The 17,157-nt window shown below is 70.3% G+C and carries 16 protein-coding genes; 7 read left to right on the top strand and 9 right to left on the bottom strand.

Translation table 11 applies throughout. The features are described from left to right. Positions 1–17 precede the first annotated feature (17 nt). From ACEXHE_RS12130 to ACEXHE_RS12115, 4 genes are all read left to right on the top strand, one after another. Positions 18–1,016, top strand: coding sequence for a lysostaphin resistance A-like protein (locus ACEXHE_RS12130; protein ID WP_374785977.1), 999 nt, complete (start codon positions 18–20; stop codon positions 1,014–1,016). Between the two features lie 22 nt (positions 1,017–1,038). Then, positions 1,039–2,424: an MATE family efflux transporter gene (locus tag ACEXHE_RS12125; RefSeq protein WP_374785976.1), complete on the top strand. Its 1,386-nt coding sequence runs from the start codon at positions 1,039–1,041 to the stop codon at positions 2,422–2,424. Positions 2,425–2,456: 32 nt separating this feature from the next. Further along, positions 2,457–3,059 (top strand): hypothetical protein, encoded by a 603-nt coding sequence (locus ACEXHE_RS12120; RefSeq protein ID WP_091698352.1) that lies wholly within the window; start codon positions 2,457–2,459, stop codon positions 3,057–3,059. A gap of 170 nt (positions 3,060–3,229) precedes the next feature. Beyond that, the gene (locus ACEXHE_RS12115; protein WP_260060957.1) at positions 3,230–3,667 is read left to right on the top strand and encodes a hypothetical protein; all 438 of its coding nucleotides are present in this window, start codon (positions 3,230–3,232) and stop codon (positions 3,665–3,667) included. A 35-nt stretch (positions 3,668–3,702) separates the two neighbouring features. Here ACEXHE_RS12115 and ACEXHE_RS12110 read toward each other — a convergent pair whose 3' ends face one another. The 3 genes from ACEXHE_RS12110 to ACEXHE_RS12100 all read right to left on the bottom strand — a co-directional run bounded on the left by ACEXHE_RS12110 (position 3,703) and on the right by ACEXHE_RS12100 (position 6,747). Beyond that, positions 3,703–4,632, bottom strand: a complete 930-nt coding sequence (locus tag ACEXHE_RS12110) for an L-lactate dehydrogenase (RefSeq protein WP_374786027.1) — start codon at positions 4,630–4,632, stop codon at positions 3,703–3,705. 194 nt (positions 4,633–4,826) lie between these two features. Next, positions 4,827–5,783, bottom strand: a complete 957-nt coding sequence (locus ACEXHE_RS12105) for an HpcH/HpaI aldolase/citrate lyase family protein (RefSeq protein ID WP_374785975.1) — start codon at positions 5,781–5,783, stop codon at positions 4,827–4,829. Between the two features lie 82 nt (positions 5,784–5,865). Then, positions 5,866–6,747, bottom strand: a complete 882-nt coding sequence (locus tag ACEXHE_RS12100) for a CGNR zinc finger domain-containing protein (protein ID WP_374785974.1) — start codon at positions 6,745–6,747, stop codon at positions 5,866–5,868. Between the two features lie 255 nt (positions 6,748–7,002). Here ACEXHE_RS12100 and ACEXHE_RS12095 point away from each other — a divergent pair, with 255 nt between their 5' ends. Both ACEXHE_RS12095 and ACEXHE_RS12090 read left to right on the top strand, forming a co-directional pair. Next, positions 7,003–8,658, top strand: coding sequence for a thiamine pyrophosphate-dependent enzyme (locus ACEXHE_RS12095; protein WP_374785973.1), 1,656 nt, complete (start codon positions 7,003–7,005; stop codon positions 8,656–8,658). A gap of 104 nt (positions 8,659–8,762) precedes the next feature. Then, positions 8,763–9,245 (top strand): SRPBCC family protein, encoded by a 483-nt coding sequence (locus ACEXHE_RS12090; protein WP_374785972.1) that lies wholly within the window; start codon positions 8,763–8,765, stop codon positions 9,243–9,245. Here ACEXHE_RS12090 and ACEXHE_RS12085 read toward each other — a convergent pair. Next, on the bottom strand, positions 9,242–9,805 hold the full coding sequence (locus ACEXHE_RS12085; protein WP_374785971.1) for an SRPBCC family protein: 564 nt from the start codon (positions 9,803–9,805) through the stop codon (positions 9,242–9,244). The two genes, ACEXHE_RS12090 and ACEXHE_RS12085, sit on opposite strands and share 4 nt — an antisense overlap. 329 nt (positions 9,806–10,134) lie before the next feature. Here ACEXHE_RS12085 and ACEXHE_RS12080 point away from each other — a divergent pair, with 329 nt between their 5' ends. Continuing rightward, a complete protein-coding gene (locus ACEXHE_RS12080) occupies positions 10,135–11,721 on the top strand; it encodes a SulP family inorganic anion transporter (protein WP_374785970.1) in 1,587 nt (528 codons plus the stop codon). A gap of 214 nt (positions 11,722–11,935) precedes the next feature. Here ACEXHE_RS12080 and ACEXHE_RS12075 read toward each other — a convergent pair whose 3' ends face one another. From ACEXHE_RS12075 to ACEXHE_RS12055, 5 genes are all read right to left on the bottom strand, one after another. Continuing rightward, on the bottom strand, positions 11,936–14,413 hold the full coding sequence (locus ACEXHE_RS12075; RefSeq protein WP_374785969.1) for a heavy metal translocating P-type ATPase: 2,478 nt from the start codon (positions 14,411–14,413) through the stop codon (positions 11,936–11,938). 143 nt (positions 14,414–14,556) lie between these two features. Next, positions 14,557–14,784 carry a heavy-metal-associated domain-containing protein gene (locus ACEXHE_RS12070; RefSeq protein ID WP_260060967.1) on the bottom strand — a complete coding sequence of 76 codons (228 nt, stop codon included), beginning with the start codon at positions 14,782–14,784 and terminating at the stop codon, positions 14,557–14,559. 90 nt (positions 14,785–14,874) lie between these two features. Continuing rightward, positions 14,875–15,234, bottom strand: a complete 360-nt coding sequence (locus tag ACEXHE_RS12065; RefSeq protein WP_374785968.1) for a metal-sensitive transcriptional regulator — start codon at positions 15,232–15,234, stop codon at positions 14,875–14,877. 43 nt (positions 15,235–15,277) lie between these two features. Next, positions 15,278–16,372 carry an ArsO family NAD(P)H-dependent flavin-containing monooxygenase gene (locus ACEXHE_RS12060; RefSeq protein WP_374786026.1) on the bottom strand — a complete coding sequence of 365 codons (1,095 nt, stop codon included), beginning with the start codon at positions 16,370–16,372 and terminating at the stop codon, positions 15,278–15,280. 59 nt (positions 16,373–16,431) lie between these two features. Further along, positions 16,432–17,118, bottom strand: coding sequence for a low molecular weight phosphatase family protein (locus tag ACEXHE_RS12055; RefSeq protein ID WP_374785967.1), 687 nt, complete (start codon positions 17,116–17,118; stop codon positions 16,432–16,434). Positions 17,119–17,157: the final 39 nt, after the last annotated feature.

Raw genomic sequence — 17,157 nt, 5'->3', positions numbered from 1 at the left:
TGCCTACGATGGAGCGCATGACCACGGACCCGCAGCAGCCGCACGCCCAGCAGCCCGCGCCGTCGAATGGCGGCTCGTACGGTCAGCAGGTCCCTCCGCCCTACGGCCAGCCTCCGCAGCCCCATGGGCAACCCCCACAGCCCTACGGCCAAGCTCCCTACGGCCTACCTCCGTACGGGCAGCCGCCTCAGCACCACGGCACCCCGGACCGGTACCCCGCGAACCAGCCGTACCAGGTGCCCGCGCACATTCCGCCGGGCTGGCCCGGCCGGCAGAACCGGCGGCAGATCCGCTCCGAGGCCGGCCCGTTCCGCTGGATGGACCTGGTCACGGTGCTGGCGTACATCGCCCTGATGATCGTCGGACTGGCCTCGCTGATCCTGTTCATCCCCACCGTCCAGGAGATGTTCCGGGACGCCGAGGGCACCCTGGACCAGACCACCGCCGGGTTCGCGGTCAACCTGACGGCCTACGTGATCCTCACGGTGCTGGCCCTGATCGCCTGCTGGCGCCCGTTCGTGCAGTCCCTGCAGACCTTCCGCACTCAGACCTGGCTGAAGATCGGGCTGATCCCGGGGGCCTGGCTGGCCACCATCGCGGTCAACGCGCTGATCGTGACCTTGGCCGGGGAGCCGATCAAGAGCGAGAACCAGCTGGGCATCGAGGCGATGACGCTCTCCGTCCCGTTCCCCCTGATGGCCCTGGTGGCCGTGGTGATGGGGCCGTTCGTGGAGGAGTACCTGTTCCGGCACTTGATGATCGGCAAGCTCTCCCGCCACCTGAACGTCTGGGTGTGCGTGGTGATCTCGATCTTCACCTTCGCCCTGCTGCACTTCGTGGCGACCGGCTTCAACTTCAACCCGGTGGAGGTGCTGCCGTACCTGACCCTGGCCACCGTGATCACTCTGGCCTATGTGTTCACGGGGATGTCCCTGGCGTACGCGTACATCCTGCACGTGTTCAACAACCTGATCGCCCTGACGGTGGCCTACACGCTGCTGCCGCTGGTCAGCTGAGCGCCGAAGTCGAACCGACACTGTGAGCACCTCTGCACCGGACAGCCGTCCGCTCTCCCGCCAGATCCTGGCCCTGGCCGTCCCCGCCTTCGGGGCGCTGCTGGCCGAACCGCTGTTCCTGCTCGCCGACACCGCGATCGTCGGGCACCTGGGGACCGCCGAGCTGGCCGGTGTGGGCGTGGGCACCACGGTGCTGCACACCGCCACGGGACTGCTGATCTTCCTGGCCTACTCCACCACGCCCGCGGTGGCCCGGTACCTGGGGGCGGGGAACCTGGGTGCGGCCATGGCCAGAGGGCGCGACGGCGTCTGGCTGGGTCTGCTGATCGGCCTCGCCCTCGCGGTGGTCGGGTGGGTGACGGCTCCCGCGCTGACCGGACTGATCGGTGCCGAGGGCGCTGTGCAGGATCACGCTGTGGCGTACCTGCAGTGGTCCATGCCCGGTCTGCCCGCCCTGCTGGGGGTGCTGGCGGCCACCGGCGTGCTGCGCGGACTGCAGGACACCAGGACCCCGCTGATCGTGGCCGGTGCCGGGTTCGGGATCAACATCGCCTTGAACTTCGCCCTGGTCTACGGGCTGGGGCTGGGCGTGGCCGGTTCGGCGATCGGCACCAGCCTCGTCCAATGGGGGATGCTCGTGACCTACCTGGCCGTGCTGCTGCCCCGGTTCCGTGCCGCTGGGACGCACCTGGCGCCGTCGGGAACCGGAATGCGGGCCACCGCCCAGGTGGGATCCTGGCTGCTGCTGCGCACCGCGAGCCTGCGGGCCGCCATCCTGGTGACCGTGATCGCCGCCACCGGGCTGGGCACCGCCACCCTGGCCGCGCACCAGCTGGTGTTCACGCTGTACTCCACCCTCGCCTTCGCCCTGGACGCGCTGGCGATCGCCGCCCAGGCGCTGATCGGCAAGGAGCTGGGCGCCGGGCGGACCCACGTGGCGCGGGAGCTGACGCGGACCATGGAACGGTGGGGCATCTGGTTCGGGGTGATCACCGGGGCGCTGCTGGCCGCCCTGGCCTGGGTGCTGCCGCCGCTGTTCACGCCGGAGCCGGCCGTGCAGGCCGCGGCCACCGCCGGCCTGCTGGTGCTGGCCGTGTCCCAGCCGATCGGCGGGTACGTCTTCGTCCTGGACGGCGTGCTGATCGGAGCCGGCGATGCCCGCTATCTGGCGCTGGCCGGCGTCGTGAACCTGGTGGTCTACCTGCCCGCGCTGGCCGGGCTGGTGTGGGTGGCCAGCGGGGGACTGGGCTGGACCCAGGACTGGTCAGACCCGGGTCAGGCCCCCACTGCCGGCGTGCAGCTGGCCCTGCTGTGGGCCGGGTTCGCCGGGGTGTACCTGGGGGCGCGCGCCGTGACGCTGGGCTGGCGGGCCCGCTCGGATGCCTGGATGCGCGCCGGCGCGGAGTGAGCGCCCGGCGGCGAGCGGCCTAGACTGGATCGGTGCCTGCCGTGAAGACCCCCGTTGAGACCGCCGTCGCCGTCTGGAAGCCCGTGCTGATCCGTGCCCTGGTGGCCGCGATCTTCGGGATCTCCACCATCTTCCTGCGGGACCCGGAGGTCTCGCTGCTGAAGTACGGCGTGGCCGCCTACCTGGTGTTCTCCGGCACGGCCATGTGGGAGTACCTGCGGCGTGAGCCCGTCCCCGAGGCCATGCGCGGCCCGCTGTCCATGGCGGCCGCCGCCTGGATGGTCGGGGCCATCGTGCTGCTGTTCCTCTCGGACACCGTGGCGATCGCCTGGGTGGCCGCCGCCACGCTGCTGCTGGGTGGGATCGCCGAGCTGGTGGCCTGGGCCCGGCACCGCCGCGAGTTCATCCCCGCGCGCGACCAGCTCTACACCGGCCTGATCGGGGTGGGCACCGCTGTGGGTCTGGCCCTGTTCAACCACCTGGATCCGCACGGCCTGCTGGGCATCATCGGTGGCGGGGCCATCATCATCGCGGTGGTCATGGCCATCTCCGGATTCGGCTTCCGGCACGACGCCGGCTCCGAGGCGGACAGTGCGGCCTCGGGTGGATTCCCGGGCGGGGCGCCGAAGGACTGACACTCCGGATCGGCGCACTGTGGACCTCGTCTCGCGTCAGCGCCGATCAGCCGGACCGCCTCGTTCTCTACACGGCGTAGAATGAACGGGTGCGTCCTGCGCACACCGCATCCCCGACTGGATCCTCCTGTGAGGACCTCCAGCCCCCCGAACCGTCAGGAGCAGCACCTGTGAGCTCGTCCACCTCCGGCCCGAACCGGGGCACGTCTGGCCGTCCCGCCCGTCCGGCCGGTGACCGCAGCGGCCGCGACCTGCCCGAGGTGAAGAACAGCTTCCTGGCCTCCATCAAGGGTCCGCTGGTGTTCTCCCTGGTGTTGGGCCTGGTGGGCGGAGTGGTGGCGATGATGACCGCATCCGGCGGCACCGAGAACCCCATCCGCGTGGACATCGGGCTGATCGCCTTCGGTGTGTTCTTCATGACCTCCCTGGTGGTGGTGGCCATGCTGCAGCTGGCCTCCAAGGAGAACCCCGAGCACCTCTCCCAGGGTTCGGGCATCCACCGCTCCTCTGAGGAGCTGCACCGCGAACAGGTCGCCCGCCGCAAGCAGGAGCTGGCCGAGGAGAAGCGCCGTCAGGCTCAGGCCGAGCGCGACTCCCGCGGCGCCTGAGACTCCCGCCCCGCACGAGATCCGGACGGGACGGGTCAGAATTCCAAGTCTGCCGCCGACTGCTTCAACGTCTGCGCCGAATGCTGCAGCCGCCGCAGCTCCTGTGCGGACAGGTTGATCTCCAGCACCTCGCGCACCCCGCCCCGGCCCACCACGGACGGCACGGACAGGGCCACATCGGAGATCCCGTACTGCCCGTCCAGCACCGTGGACACCGGCAGCACCGCGTTCTGTGAACCCAGCACCGCCTCCACGATCCGCACCGCAGAGACCCCGATCGCGTAGTTCGTGGCGCCCTTGCCCTGGATCACGGTGTACGCGGCGTTGACCACCTGATCGGCCAGCGCATCCAGACCGTCCTCGGTGAACACCTTCCGCCCCTCGCGCCGCCAGTCCAGGATCGGCACCGGGCCAATGGTCGCCGAGGACCACACCGGGAACTCGGTGTCCCCGTGCTCACCCAGGATGTAGGCGTGCACGGACTGCCGCGAGACCCCGGCCTGCTGGGCGAGCAGCCACCGCAGCCGTGAGGTGTCCAGGGTGGTGCCGCTGGCCATCACGCGTCCGGCGGGCAGTCCGGAGATGCGCTGCGCGGCCAGGGTCAGCACATCGCAGGGGTTGGAGACCAGGATGTACACGGCGTCCGGCGCCTGCTCCTGCACCACGGGCATCAGCTGCTCGAGGATGCGCACATTCGTGGCGGCCAGGTCCAGCCGCGTCTCACCCGGGTGCTGCTTGGCGCCAGCAGTGATGACCACGACGTCGGCCCCCTCCATCACCGCAGGATCGTCGCCCCCGGTGATCGAGGAGGACCCGGTGTAGAGGGTGCCGTGGGCCAGGTCCAGCACCTCGGCCTCCACCTTGGGCCGGTCGATGTCATACAGGGCCACGTGCCGGGCCACCCCGCGCAGCAGGGCGGCATAGGCGGTGGAGGTCCCCACCGCACCGGCCCCGACGACGGCCAGCCTGCTCGAGCGTCCAGCGGCGGCGGGTGCTGGTGTGGGGGAGTGATCGGTGGGCGAGGGGAGGCTGTGCACGTCAGGTGTGGTCACGGCACCAGCCTACGGGCTGCCCGCCCCTCCGGATCACGTGCGCGCCAACTCGGTTTCGGCTCGGCGCGCCGCACGATCTTCTGCGCACGTGGTCCGAAAGGGGAGGATCAGTAGTGGAAGGTGTCGGACGGGGCGGGGGCGTGGTCGTCGTCGTCCTCGTGCAGCCAGCGGACCCCGAAGGCCTCGGCCAGGGTCAGGATCTTGGTGGCGCGGGCCTTGCGGGGCAGGTCGGAGCCGTTGCGGATGACGCCGCCGTCGGCCTCGAAGTCGTCGAGGAACTCGTGGGCCCAGGTGATCTCGTCCTGGGAGGGGCTCAGACCCTCGTTGATCGCCCCGCACTGCTCCGGGGTCAGGCAGAGCTTGCCGGTCATGCCGAACTCGGCGGTCACGGCGGTGGCCTCGGCCAGCTTCACACCGGTGGTGCCCACGGTGGGGCCGTCGATGGCGCCGGGCAGCCCGGTGGCCTTGGCGGCGATGGTGAACTTGCTGCGGGCGTAGGCCAGGGCGGCGGGGGACTCCCCGAACCCGGTGTCGCGGCGGAAGTCGCCGATGCCGAACGCCAGGCGGTAGGTGCCCTTGGCGGCGGCGATCGAGTTGATGCGCTGCAGCCCGCGGGCGGTCTCCACCAGCGCCACCACAGGGATGCCGGGCAGGCGGGCGGCGGTCTCGTTGACGTGGTCGGTGGACTCGACCATGGCCAGCACCACGCCGGCCAGACCGCCCTGGGCCAGGGGTCCGCCCACGGACTGGGGCAGGGTCTGGGCGAGCGCGGCGACGTCGTCCTCCCACCACTTGGTGCCGTAGCCGTTCAGCCGGACCCAGGCGCTGTGCCCGCCGTTGAGCCACTGCACGGCGTGGTCACGCGCGGCGTCCTTGTCCTTGGGGGCCACCGCATCCTCGATGTCCAGGATCACGATGTCCGCCTCGGACTCCTCAGCCGCGGCGAACCGCTCCGGCTGCACAGCGTTGACCAGCAGCCAGGACCGGGCCAGGACCGGGTCGATCTTCTGCCCGGGAGAGGTGCTGAACTGCTGGGGCGCGGACGGGGTCAGGGGAGTGCTCACGGCGGGGTCCTCGGGTGGCTGGAGAGGGTGGAGGTAGTGCGCTTCGAGCCTATCCGCCAGGGCGGCCCGGACCCGCTGTGGGCTACTTCTTGACGTCCGGCGCCAGCCGCTCCAGCAGCTCCACATCGGCGGAGCCCTTGAGCTGCTTGCGCAGTTTCTTGAACTTCTTGACCACCTTCTTGCGGTCCTTCTTGGACAGCTCCGGGTCCTGCAGGCGTGCGGAGAGCTTGCGGATCTTCTTGGAGATTCCCGACGACGGCGACTCCCCGGAGCCCTTCGCCGCGCCGGAGGAGGGGGCCGGGTCAGTGGTGGCGGGTGCTGCGCTGGGGGTGGTGGCTGTGGAGGTCGGTGCCTCGCCGGCGGCCTGACGTTCCCGGTAGGCGCGCACGTGGGTGCGGTTGGCGCAGTTGGCCTCGTCGCAGAACTGTTTGGACTGGTTGCGGGTGGCGTCCACCACCGCGTTGGCGCAGTCCGTCCCGGCGCAGACCTTGAGCCGGTGCAGCTCTCCGGCCACGGCTGTCTCGGCCACCGCCATCACCAGCTCCCGGGCGAAGCGGTCGGCCGCCGGCCCGGTGGACTCGCCGAGCACCCACCGAGCCGCCGCTCGGGCACCTGCCGGTGTGGCGTCGTCGGGCCCTGCCTGTGCCGAGGCCTCGGGCTGCTCCAGCTGCAGGCGCACCGGACCGAGGGACTCGACCAGGGCGTTGAGATGGTCCTGCACCACGGCGGGCTGGACGTCCGAGGCCACCTGGTCCCACAGGGCGGAGAGGTCATCGCGCAGGGTGTGGACATGCTCCAGGGTCTGAGTCGACGCCGAGGCGAGCTGGCGGTCCGGGAACTGCCGGGACAGGGACGCCGCCGTGTCCAGCTGGTCGGGGCGGTGCCGACCTCCGCGCGGGCCGGCGGCCGTGTTGATCAGACGGGCGGCCTCGTGGAGCTGTGCGGCGAGGTGTGGGGCGAGCATGGCGGCCTCCCTGGAAGCGCGGTGGTGTAGTCATCACTGTAGTCCTGCATGCTCCTGATCAACCAGGGCGCGGCGTCGGCACGCCGTCGTCCAGCGAGGTTTCGTCATATGGAACCGAGGACTCGGCGGTAACAGTGGCCTGCGGTATTTTGAACCCCAGCATCTGCCGCCCGGTACACCTGGGCACCACCGGCAGCGTCGCCGCGTGGATCCTGCAGGACGCCGCTGTGCGTCACCGACCGTGAGGAAGTCTTGATGGGCACCGATCACCAGTCCACCGCCACGAAGTCCGCCGGCCACGTCATCGTGGACACGCTGGAGGCCCACGGGGTGCAGCGGGTCTACACCGTGCCTGGCGAGAGCTACCTGGATGTGCTGGACGGCCTGCACAACTCCTCGATCGAGAACGTGATCTGCCGTCACGAGGGCGGGGCCGCGTACATGGCCGAGGCCGACGGCAAGATGAACCCGGTGCCGGGCATCGCCATGGTCACCCGTGGGCCCGGTGCGGCCAACGCCCATGTGGGTCTGCACACCGCCTGGCAGGACTCCACCGCCATGGTGCTGTTCGTGGGACTGATCCCGTTCGAGCACCGGGACAAGGAAGCCTTCCAGGAGTTCGACCCGCATGCGTGGTTCGACTCCGGCGCCAAGCGCGTGATGGTCCTGGACCACGCCAGCCGCGCCTCCGAGGTGGTGGCCGAGGCCATGTTCGCCGCTTCCTCCGGACGCCCTGGACCGGTGATCGTGGGTCTGCCCGAGGACGTCATCAAGGAGCAGATCGACTCCACCGTCCACCCGCAGATCCCGGTGGCCCCCGGCGGCATGACCGTGAACGACTGGAAGGCGCTGAACGAGGCGCTGCTGGAGTCGGAGAAGCCACTGTTCATCACCGGTGGCAACGACTGGACCCGTGAGGGCGCTGAGACCTTCACCAAGTGGCTGGAGGACCACCACATCCCCGCCGCTGCCGAGTGGCGCACCGAGGGCACTGTGCCCTTCAGCTCTCCCTCCTACGTGGGGCCGATCGGCTACGGCCGCCCCAAGCCCACCTACGACCTGCTCGAGGAGACCGACCTGATCGTCTTCGTGGGCACCGTCCCGGGCGATGTGGTCACGGACGGGTTCAAGATCCGGCAGAACTGGGACAAGAAGAACTTCCTGGTCACCATCGACCCCTCCCTGCGCGGACGTTCCGGTCCGGTGTCCTACCAGATCGTGGCGAAGCCGGACGTGTTCGTGCGGGATCTGGTGCGCATGGACATGCCGGTCAAGGACTCCTGGAAGGAGTGGACCGCGAAGATGCGCGGAGAGCAGGTGAAGTTCGCCGAGCTGCCCTCCGCCGAGCCCGCGGAGGGCCAGGCCCGGATGGACACCCTGATGGCCCACCTGATGCCGGCCCTGCCGCACGACTCGATGATCACCCTGGGCGCCGGCGAGCACACCAACTGGGCGCACCGGTACTTCCCCACGGAGTCCTACGCGTCCATGATCTCCGCGCGCAACGGCTCCATGGGCTACTCGGTGCCCTCGGCCGTGGCCGCTTCGCTGAACTACCCGGACCGTGTGGTGGTGACCATTGCCGGTGACGGTGAGTTCCTGATGAACGGACAGGAACTGGCCACCGCCGCCCAGTACGGTGCCACTCCGCTCGTGGTGGTCATGGACAACCAGGAGTACGGCACCATCCGCACCCACCAGGAGCGCGACTACCCCGGACGGGTCTCCGGAACGCAGCTGAAGAACCCGGACTTCGCGCAGATGGCCGAGGCCTTCGGCGGCTTCGGCGTGCGCGTGGAGCAGGACGCTGATGTCCCCGCCGCCGTGGAGAAGGCCCTGCAGGCCGTCCAGCAGGAGGGCAAGTTCGCCCTGATCCACCTGATCGTGGAGCAGCGCCGCAAGGCATACTGATCTGACCTGCGACCGCGGGCGGGCAGGACCGGTGCGACCCGGGCTGCCCGCCCGCTGTCGTCTCCACTGTCAGACCCGACCCCCGCTCGAGCCGAGGAGAACCCATGAAGCCGCTGTCCGTCGTCGTGACCATTGATGCGCCAGCCTCGGTGGTGTGGTCCGTGCTGACCGATCTGGAGGGGACCGCTGCGCTGCTTCAGGGCGTGCAGGGGATCGAGCGCCTCTCCGCGGACACCGGGTATCAGGTGGGGACTCGGTGGCGGGAGACCCGGGTGATGTTCGGGCAGGAGGCCTCGGAGGAGATGACCGTGGTGGAGGTGGAGCCGGGGCGGCGCACCGTGCTGCACGCGCAGTCACACGGGATGAAGTACGTCTCCGGGTTCGAGCTGCGCCCGGTGCGCGATGAGCTGGGCGAGCCGGGGCAGACCCAGCTGGTCATGCGGTTCGAGGGCGAGGCGGTGGAGCATGGCCTGCTGCAGCGGTTCCTGACGGCCGCCACCGGGCCGCTCGGCGCCGCCGCGTCCAAGAAGGCCATGCGCCAGGACCTCAAGGACATCGCCGCCGAGGCCGAGCGCCGGGCCGCTTAGAGGTAGTGGGCGGCCAGCCGGGTCAACGAGGCACGGATGCCATTGCCGTTCTCCCGGTCCAGGCGCAGCAGCTCGTAGGCCTTGCCGACCACGGGCTGGGCCCAGGAGTAGTCGAAGGTCTCGGTGACGTCCGTGGTGCCGTCGCCGTTGTCCTGGAACTCCCACCGCCAGCGGTGCCCGCCGGGGTGCGCCCACTCGATCAGCTCTCCGGGCTGGGAGGCGGTGGTGGTGAGCTTCATGGTGTACGGAATGCGGTACTTGCGCATGTGCACCGAGAACTGGTCCCCGACCGCCAGCTGGCGTGGGCCCTCCACCTGGGACTTCACGGTGCCGGAGCCGTCCACCTCGTGATGCCGGTGGGGGTCGGCCAGCAGCTCCCACAGCTGCTGGGCGGGGGCGTTGACCCGGATCCGGTAGCTGACCTGGCCCGGGCCGGTCTGAACGGGCTGCGGCCAGGAGGCCTGCGGGGCGGCTGCCTCGGTGTGGTCCGGGGTCTGGGCCTGCGCGGGCAGGGGCGTGCTGTCGGCGCTGAACGGGGGGTGGTCTGCAGCGTGCTTCATGGACTTCAGCCTACTGACGGTCGCTGAACGGTTCCTGGCCGGACAACGGCTGGTCGACATGCGCTCGGGCTGCAGGGTGGACGCCGGCGGCGCCGAGCCCTGCGTGATCCCTGTTGCACATCCTGTCCAGATCACTGGATGAGTTGCACGGTTCGTCTCTCTGCGGCCCCAGAACCATCAAGACGTGCACCTCAGAACGCGGAGACGACGAGCACTGCAACTCAGATCACCGGATCGGCGAAGGCCGCATCAGGGGTCACCGGGCACCGCCCCATCCCCGCTCGGGCTAGAGTGTCCGCGTCATCCACCGCAGCTCTCAGGGGACAGCCATGCCCGCTTCACCGCACTCCGCCTCCACTCCGGACACCGTTCCCCCGAACCACCCCGAGGTCCGGCAGAACCTGGCCGACGCCGCCGAACGCATCACCCCGGAGCAGCGCCAGTCCGTGCTGCGCACCCTGAAGACCCCGCGCTGGCTCAAGACCGAGGTGCTCGCCGGGCTGGTGGTCGCGCTCGCGCTGATCCCCGAGGCCATCGCCTTCGCCCTGATCGCCGGTGTGGATCCGGCCATCGGTCTCTACGCTGCCTCGGTCATGGCCATCTCGATCGCGTTCCTGGGCGGCCGCCCGGCCATGATCTCGGCGGCCACCGCGGCCACGGCCCTGGTGATCGCACCGGTGGTGGCCTCCCACGGCGTGCAGTACCTCTTCGCCACGGTCATCCTGGCCGGTATCCTGCAGGTGGTGCTCGGACTGGCCGGCGTGGCCAAGCTGATGCGGTTCATCCCCCGCTCGGTGATGACCGGGTTCGTGAACTCGCTGGCCATCCTGATCTTCATCGCCCAGCTGCCGGACCTGATCGGGGTCCCCTGGCTCGTCTACCCCCTGACCGCACTGGGACTGGCGGTCATCTTCCTCTTCCCGCGTCTGACCACTGCCGTCCCGGCCCCGCTGGTGGGAATCATCGTGGTGACCCTGGTGGCCGTCGTCGTGAATGCCCAGGTCCCCACCGTGGGGGACAAGGGGGAGCTGCCCAGCTCGCTGCCCGCGTTCCTCATCCCAGATGTGCCGTACACCTGGGAGACGCTGCAGGTGATCTTCCCGTACGCCCTGGCGATGGCACTGGTGGGGCTGCTGGAGTCGCTGCTGACCGCCAAGCTGGTGGATGACGTGACGGACACGCGCTCGGACAAGACGCGGGAATCGTTGGGGCAGGGCGGGGCGAACGTACTCGCCGGGCTGTTCGGCGGGATGGGCGGCTGCGCGATGATCGGGCAGACCATGATCAACGTGAAGGCCTCCGGGGCGCGCACCCGGATCTCCACGTTCATGGCCGGCGCGCTGCTGATGGTGCTCGCCGTGGCGCTGAATGACGTGGTCTCCACCATCCCGATGGCCGCGCTGGTGGCCGTGATGGTGTTCGTCTCCTGGGCGACCTTCGACTGGCACTCCATCCGCCCGTCCACCCTGCGGGCCATGCCGATCTCCGAGACCGTGGTGATGCTGGTGACCGTGGTGGCCACCGTGCTCACCCACAACCTGGCGGTGGGCGTGGGGCTGGGCGTGCTGACGGCCATGGTGCTGTTCGCCCGGCGGGTGGCGCACTTCGTGACGGTGCAGCGCGAGGTGGGCGGTGGTGCTGACGGGGGCGAGGGCACCGTCACCTACACGGTGGACGGGGAGCTGTTCTTCGCCTCCTCGAACGACCTCTACACGCAGTTCGAGTACACCGAGGACCCTGCCCGGGTGGTGATCGACCTGTCCGGCTCGCACGTGTGGGACGCCTCCACGGTGGCCGCCCTGGATGCGATCACCGAGAAGTACGCTCGCTACGGTAAGACCGTGGAGGTGGTGGGCCTGAACCAGGCCAGCGCGGACATGCGCGAACGGCTGCGCGGACGGCTGGGCGAGGGGTAGGGAGGGGCCGGCGGAGATCCCTGTGACAGACCTCGTCGGTTCCGCGTGCTGAGTTGCACTGTTCGTCGATATTCGGGGTGATTCTCGACGAACAGTGCAACTCAGACGGTCAGACCGACGAACGGTGGAACACAGATCGCGGCTGCGGCACTCAGAGGGGCCGGGCGGGGCCGAGCACTCCGCACCGGCCACCCCGCACCACCATCACCTCACCTCACCGGGCGAAGCGGGTCAGACGCAGGGAGTTGAGCACCACGAGCACCGAACTGGCGGCCATGGCGGCGCCGGCGATCATCGGGTTCAGGAAGCCCAGAGCGGCCACCGGGATGCCCAGCGTGTTGTACGCGAACGCCCAGAACAGGTTCGTCTTGATGATGCTCAGCGTCTTGCGGCTCAGCTCCACCGACTGCACCACCTGCCCCAGCGAGGAGCCCATGACGGTGATGTCCGCGGCCTCGCGCGCCACATCGGTGCCCGATCCCATGGCGATCCCCAGGTCGGCCTGCGCCAGCGCGGGGGCGTCGTTCACGCCGTCGCCCACCATGGCCACCACGCGCCCGGCGGCCTGCAGCTCCTTGACCTTGTCCACCTTCTGCTCGGGGCGCACCCCGGCGAAGACATCCTCCCGGGCTATCCCGACGACGTCCGCCACCTGGGCGGCCACGGCGGCATTGTCTCCGGTCAGCAGGATCGGGCGCAGCCCCAGCTCACGGAACCGGGCGATGGCCCGGGCGGAGGTCTCCTTCACGGTGTCCTGCAGGGAGATGATCCCGGCCAGCACACCGTCCACGGACACCCAGATGGCGGTGGCGCCGGCGGCCTCCGCCTCGGCCAGAGCCCGCTCCTGCTCGGCGTCCAGTGCCCCGGAGCTCAGCTGCTCGGCGATGAAGCTGGAACGCCCGGCGGCCACGGAGTGTCCGTCCACCTGACCGGTCACCCCGCCGCCTGCCGAGGAGGAGAACCCGGTGACCGGGGGCAGGGAGGTGGGGGAGCCGACGTCGGGAAGGTGGTGCTGAGGTGAGTCGGCGGAGGTGGCTGAGGTGTTCACCAGGGATTCGCGTCCGGCCTCCACGATCGCCCGGGCGATGGGGTGCTCGGATCCGGCCTCCACCGCCGCGGCCAGGCGCAGCAGCTCGGGCTCGGTGACGGAGCTGTCCAGCACGGTGACGTCGCTGACGGACATGACGCCCTCGGTGACGGTGCCGGTCTTGTCCAGCACGATCGTGTCCACCGTGCGGGTGTCCTCCAGGACCTCGGGACCGCGGATCAGGATGCCCAGCTGCGAGGCACGGCCGGTGCCGGCGAGCAGCCCGACCGGGGTGGCCAGGCCGAGCGCGCACGGGCAGGCGATGACCAGCACGGCCACGGCGGCGCGGATGGCGGAGTCGAGGTCGCCGCCGGAGAAGACCATCCACAGGGCGAACGTCAGCACGGCGATGACCAGGACGATGGGGACGAACACCGCGGAGATGCGGTCGGCCAGGCGGGCGATGGGGGCCTTGCCGGTCTGCGCGTCCGAGACCAGCCGGCCCATCTGCGCCAGGGTGGTGTCCTCGCCGGTGCGCGTGGCCCGGACCAGCAGGCGGCCGGAGGTGTTGACCGTGGCACCGGTGACGGTGTCCTCCGGGCCGACCTCCTCCGGGACGGACTCGCCCGTGATCAGGGAGGTGTCCACGGCGGAATGCCCGTCCAGGATCACCCCGTCCGTGGCGACCTTCTCCCCGGGGCGCACGAGGAACTCATCGCCCGGGACCAGCTGGCTGGCGGGCACGGTGACCTCCTGGCCGTCCCGCAGGACGGTGGCAGTCTTGGCGCCCAGCTCCAGCAAGGACTTCAGGGCCTGCCCGGCCTGCTTCTTGGCGCGGGCCTCCAGCCAGCGTCCGAGCAGCAGGAAGGTGGTGATCACGCCGGCGGTCTCGAAGTAGAGCTGGTGGTCGGCCATGGAGGACATGTCCATCCCGGCGCCGGCGTGGGCGGTCATGCCCGGATCCAGGAACAGCTCGACCGCGGAGTAGAAGAACGCCGCCAGCACGCCGATCGAGACCAGGGTGTCCATGGTGGAGGCGCCGTGCCGTGCGGCCTTGAACGCCGCCCTGTGGAACGGCCAGGCCGCCCAGAACACCAGCGGGATGGACAGCCCGAACGCCACCCAGCCCCAGTGTGGGAACTGCAGGGCCGGGACCATGGAGATCAGGAACAGCGGGACCGCCAGGACGGCCGCGCCGATCAGTCGGGGCTTGAGCACGTCCTCGGACGGGCCGTGGTCCATGTGGTTGTCATGGTCGGCGTGATCCTCATGACCCTCGTGGTCACCGTGGCCTGAGTGGTCCGCGTCCCCGCCGCCGTGCCCCGCGTGGGGCGAGGCGTCTGCGTGCGGTGCGTGGCCGTCGTCGTGGTGGTGCTGGCTCGGCTGGGCAGAGCCGGGGCCGGAGCCGGAGCTGCGGCGCACGCGAGCGGTGTAGCCGGCCTTGTCCACGGCGGCGAGCAGGTCCTGGTCGGAGATGCCCTCCGGGACGGTGACGGCGGCGGAGTTCAGCGGCAGGTTGACGGAGGCCGTGACGCCCTCGAGCTTGCCCAGCTTGCGCTCCACCCGTCCCACGCAGGAGGCGCAGGTCATGCCCTCGATGTCGAGGTCCACGCGCCGGGTGGCGGTGTCTGGTGGTGCGGTGGGGGTGCTGTCGCGGGGGTCCACGGTGAGTCCTTCGTCAGTGGTGGGGAAGTGAGGGGGGCTCCCGGCGCCGAGCCAGAAGCAGTGGTGGGCATCGCGGCGGATGGTCGCCACTGCTTCTGGATCGGCGGGCGGGGTCGAGGGGTGGGGGCCGGCGGGCGAGCCTGTCAGGCCAGGGTGGGGCCGGCGATCGAGTAGCCGGCCTCCTTCACCGCGGCTTCCAGGTCCTCCGGTGCGGGCTGGCCCTCGGAGGTGATGGTGGCGGTGGAGGTGCCGCCGGCCACGAGATCCACCTGCACGTCGCTCACGCCGGGCAGCTCGGAGAGCTCCTCGGTGACGGAGGCGACGCAGTGGCCACAGGTCATGCCGTCGATCTGGATCTGGGTGGTGGTCATGGTGTTCTCCTGGGGTGTCGGTGTGGATAGGTATACGGGGTAGGGGTATCTGCCCGGCCCGCGCCCGCGCCGGAGCGACGGGTCGGTGGATCAGCGCAGCAGCCGTGCGATGGCCGCGGAGGCCTCGGCGACCTTGGCCTGGATCAGCTCGGGGTCGCCGGAGTCCTGCGCCTGCTGGGCGGCGTCCGCCACACAGTGGTTCAGGTGGTCCTCCAGCAGCCCCATGCTCACGGCGTGCAGGGCCTTGGTGGCGGCGGCCACCTGCGTCAGCACGTCGATGCAGTAGGTGTCCTCATCCACCATCCGGGCGATCCCGCGGACCTGACCCTCCACGCGGCGCAGTCGCTTCAGGTACTCGTCCTTGCGCGGCGAGTACCCGTGGTGGGCGTGCTCAACAGGCTCATTCCCGACGACGGCCGGGGCCTCAGGCGTGATGGCTTCAGTGGTCATGCACTCAGTTATATACCCCTAGGGGGTAGGTGGTCAAGTACCCCTAGGGGGTATAGGTCTGCAGGTGCTGGGTCGCGGCCGCCACCGTGGATCGGGCCGGGGCACCCACGCCGATCAGGGTGGCGGAGGCGGGTCCGCACCAGTCGCCGTAGCCCAGGAAGAACAGTCCGGGGTGGTCCACCGACCGGTAGGGCAGGCGCGGATCCGTGCGGGGCACTCGGCCCTCCTGAGTGAGCTGCAGGCCGCGCAGGTGCCGCAGGTCCGGGCGGAACCCGGTGCACCACAGGACGGTGTCCGCCCGGGCGGTTCCACCGTCCGGCCACTGCACGCCGTCGGCAGTGAAGTGGGAGAACATCGGCTCGGCTGTCAGCAGGCCGGCATCCCGGGCACGGCGCACGGGCGGGACGGCAACGATGTCACCCAGGGAGCCCACACCGGCATGAGTGTCCTCGTTCGAGGACAACGCCCGGACGCGGCGGGTGGCCAGTTCGAACAGGGCTCGGCCGTCCACCTCGTCCGGGAGGAACCGGGGCGGTCGTGAGGTGACCCATCGGACGGAGGCCGCCGAGGGGATCAGGTCAGCGGCGATCTGCGCCCCGGAGTTCCCGCCGCCCACCACGACCACCTCCTGACCGGTGAACTCCGATGCGGTGCGGTAGTCCACGGTGTGCAGTTGGCGCCCGGCGAAGTCTGCGGCACCGGGCAGCCAGGGCATGAACGGCCGTCCCCAGGAGCCGGTGGCGCTGATGACCACCCGGGAGGTCCAGGTGCCTCGGTCCGTGTCCGTGGCGAACCCGCTGCCGTCCGGTGTGGCCTGGACATCCCGGGCCGTGACGCTGCGGTGCAACGGGAGGTCGTACCGCTGTTCGTACTTGGTCAGGTACTCCACCACATGGGTAGCCGAGGGGTTGCCCTCCTCCCGCCAGGTGGGCATGGGGAACCCGGGCAGGGAGCTGAAGGAGGCGGGGGAGAATAGCTCCAGGGTGTCCCAGTACTCCGGCCAGGAACCACCGGGGCGGTCCGCGGCGTCGAGGATCGCGAAGCTCGGAGCGTGGTCGGACCGTCCCCGGTCGCGATCCCGGGCCAGTCGGTGCAGGTGGTACCCGGCGGCGAGTCCTGCCTGGCCGCCGCCGATGATGAGGACATCGACATCGACATCGACGTCGGCGGCGGCGTCGGGATCCCGGTCAGTGGTGGTCAGACCGGGCTCCCCTCGAATTCGCGCAACAGGTCCTGCACGCGGGTGTCGATCTGATCCCGGATCCGCCGGGCCTCCTCGAGCGGCAGGTCCACGATGGTGGGGGTGTCCCAGTCGCGGTAGTCCTTGCCCTCCAGCTGTTCGACCTGGTCGGCGCAGCCGAAGGTGATGATGTGCTCGGCGGCCTGGTGGATGTCCTCGGCGATCGGCTTGGGGTAGGCGTTCTCCAGGGGCACACCCACCTCGGACATGGCCTCCACGGCGGTCGCGATCAGACCGCCGGCCGGGTGCACGCCAGCGGAGCGGGTGGCGATCCTGCCCTCCGAGCGCTTGGCCAGCAGGGACGCGGCCATCTGGGACCGTCCGGCGTTGCCGTTGCAGATGAACAGCACGCGCGGGTCGGTGGACTCGATGGCCCCGGCGGCGATCGCCATGGCCCGCAGGCGGTCGTCCGCGAAGTTGCCGGCGGAGGCCACCACGTGGGCCTGGATCCTGGAGGTGCGCTTGAGCTCGTCGTAGCACTCCTGGACCACCCGGTCCACGGTCGCCCGGTCCACCACGTGGCCGTAGCGCTCGTGCAGGTGTTCGGCGGTGCGGTCCAGGACGTTGCGGCCGAGCGCGTCGCTGGCGGAGGTCTGGTGGGGATCGGTCGGCTGGCCGGCTGCGGGGTTCTGATCGGTGCCCATGGGACCATGCTGATCAGCGGCGACTGGCCGGTCAAGAGG

The organism is Micrococcus sp. IITD107 (genome assembly GCF_041927415.1).
Lineage (GTDB): Bacteria > Actinomycetota > Actinomycetes > Actinomycetales > Micrococcaceae > Citricoccus > Citricoccus terreus.
The sequence above is the reverse complement of the archived record's forward strand: the minus strand, read 5'-3'. Positions and strand labels throughout refer to the sequence as shown.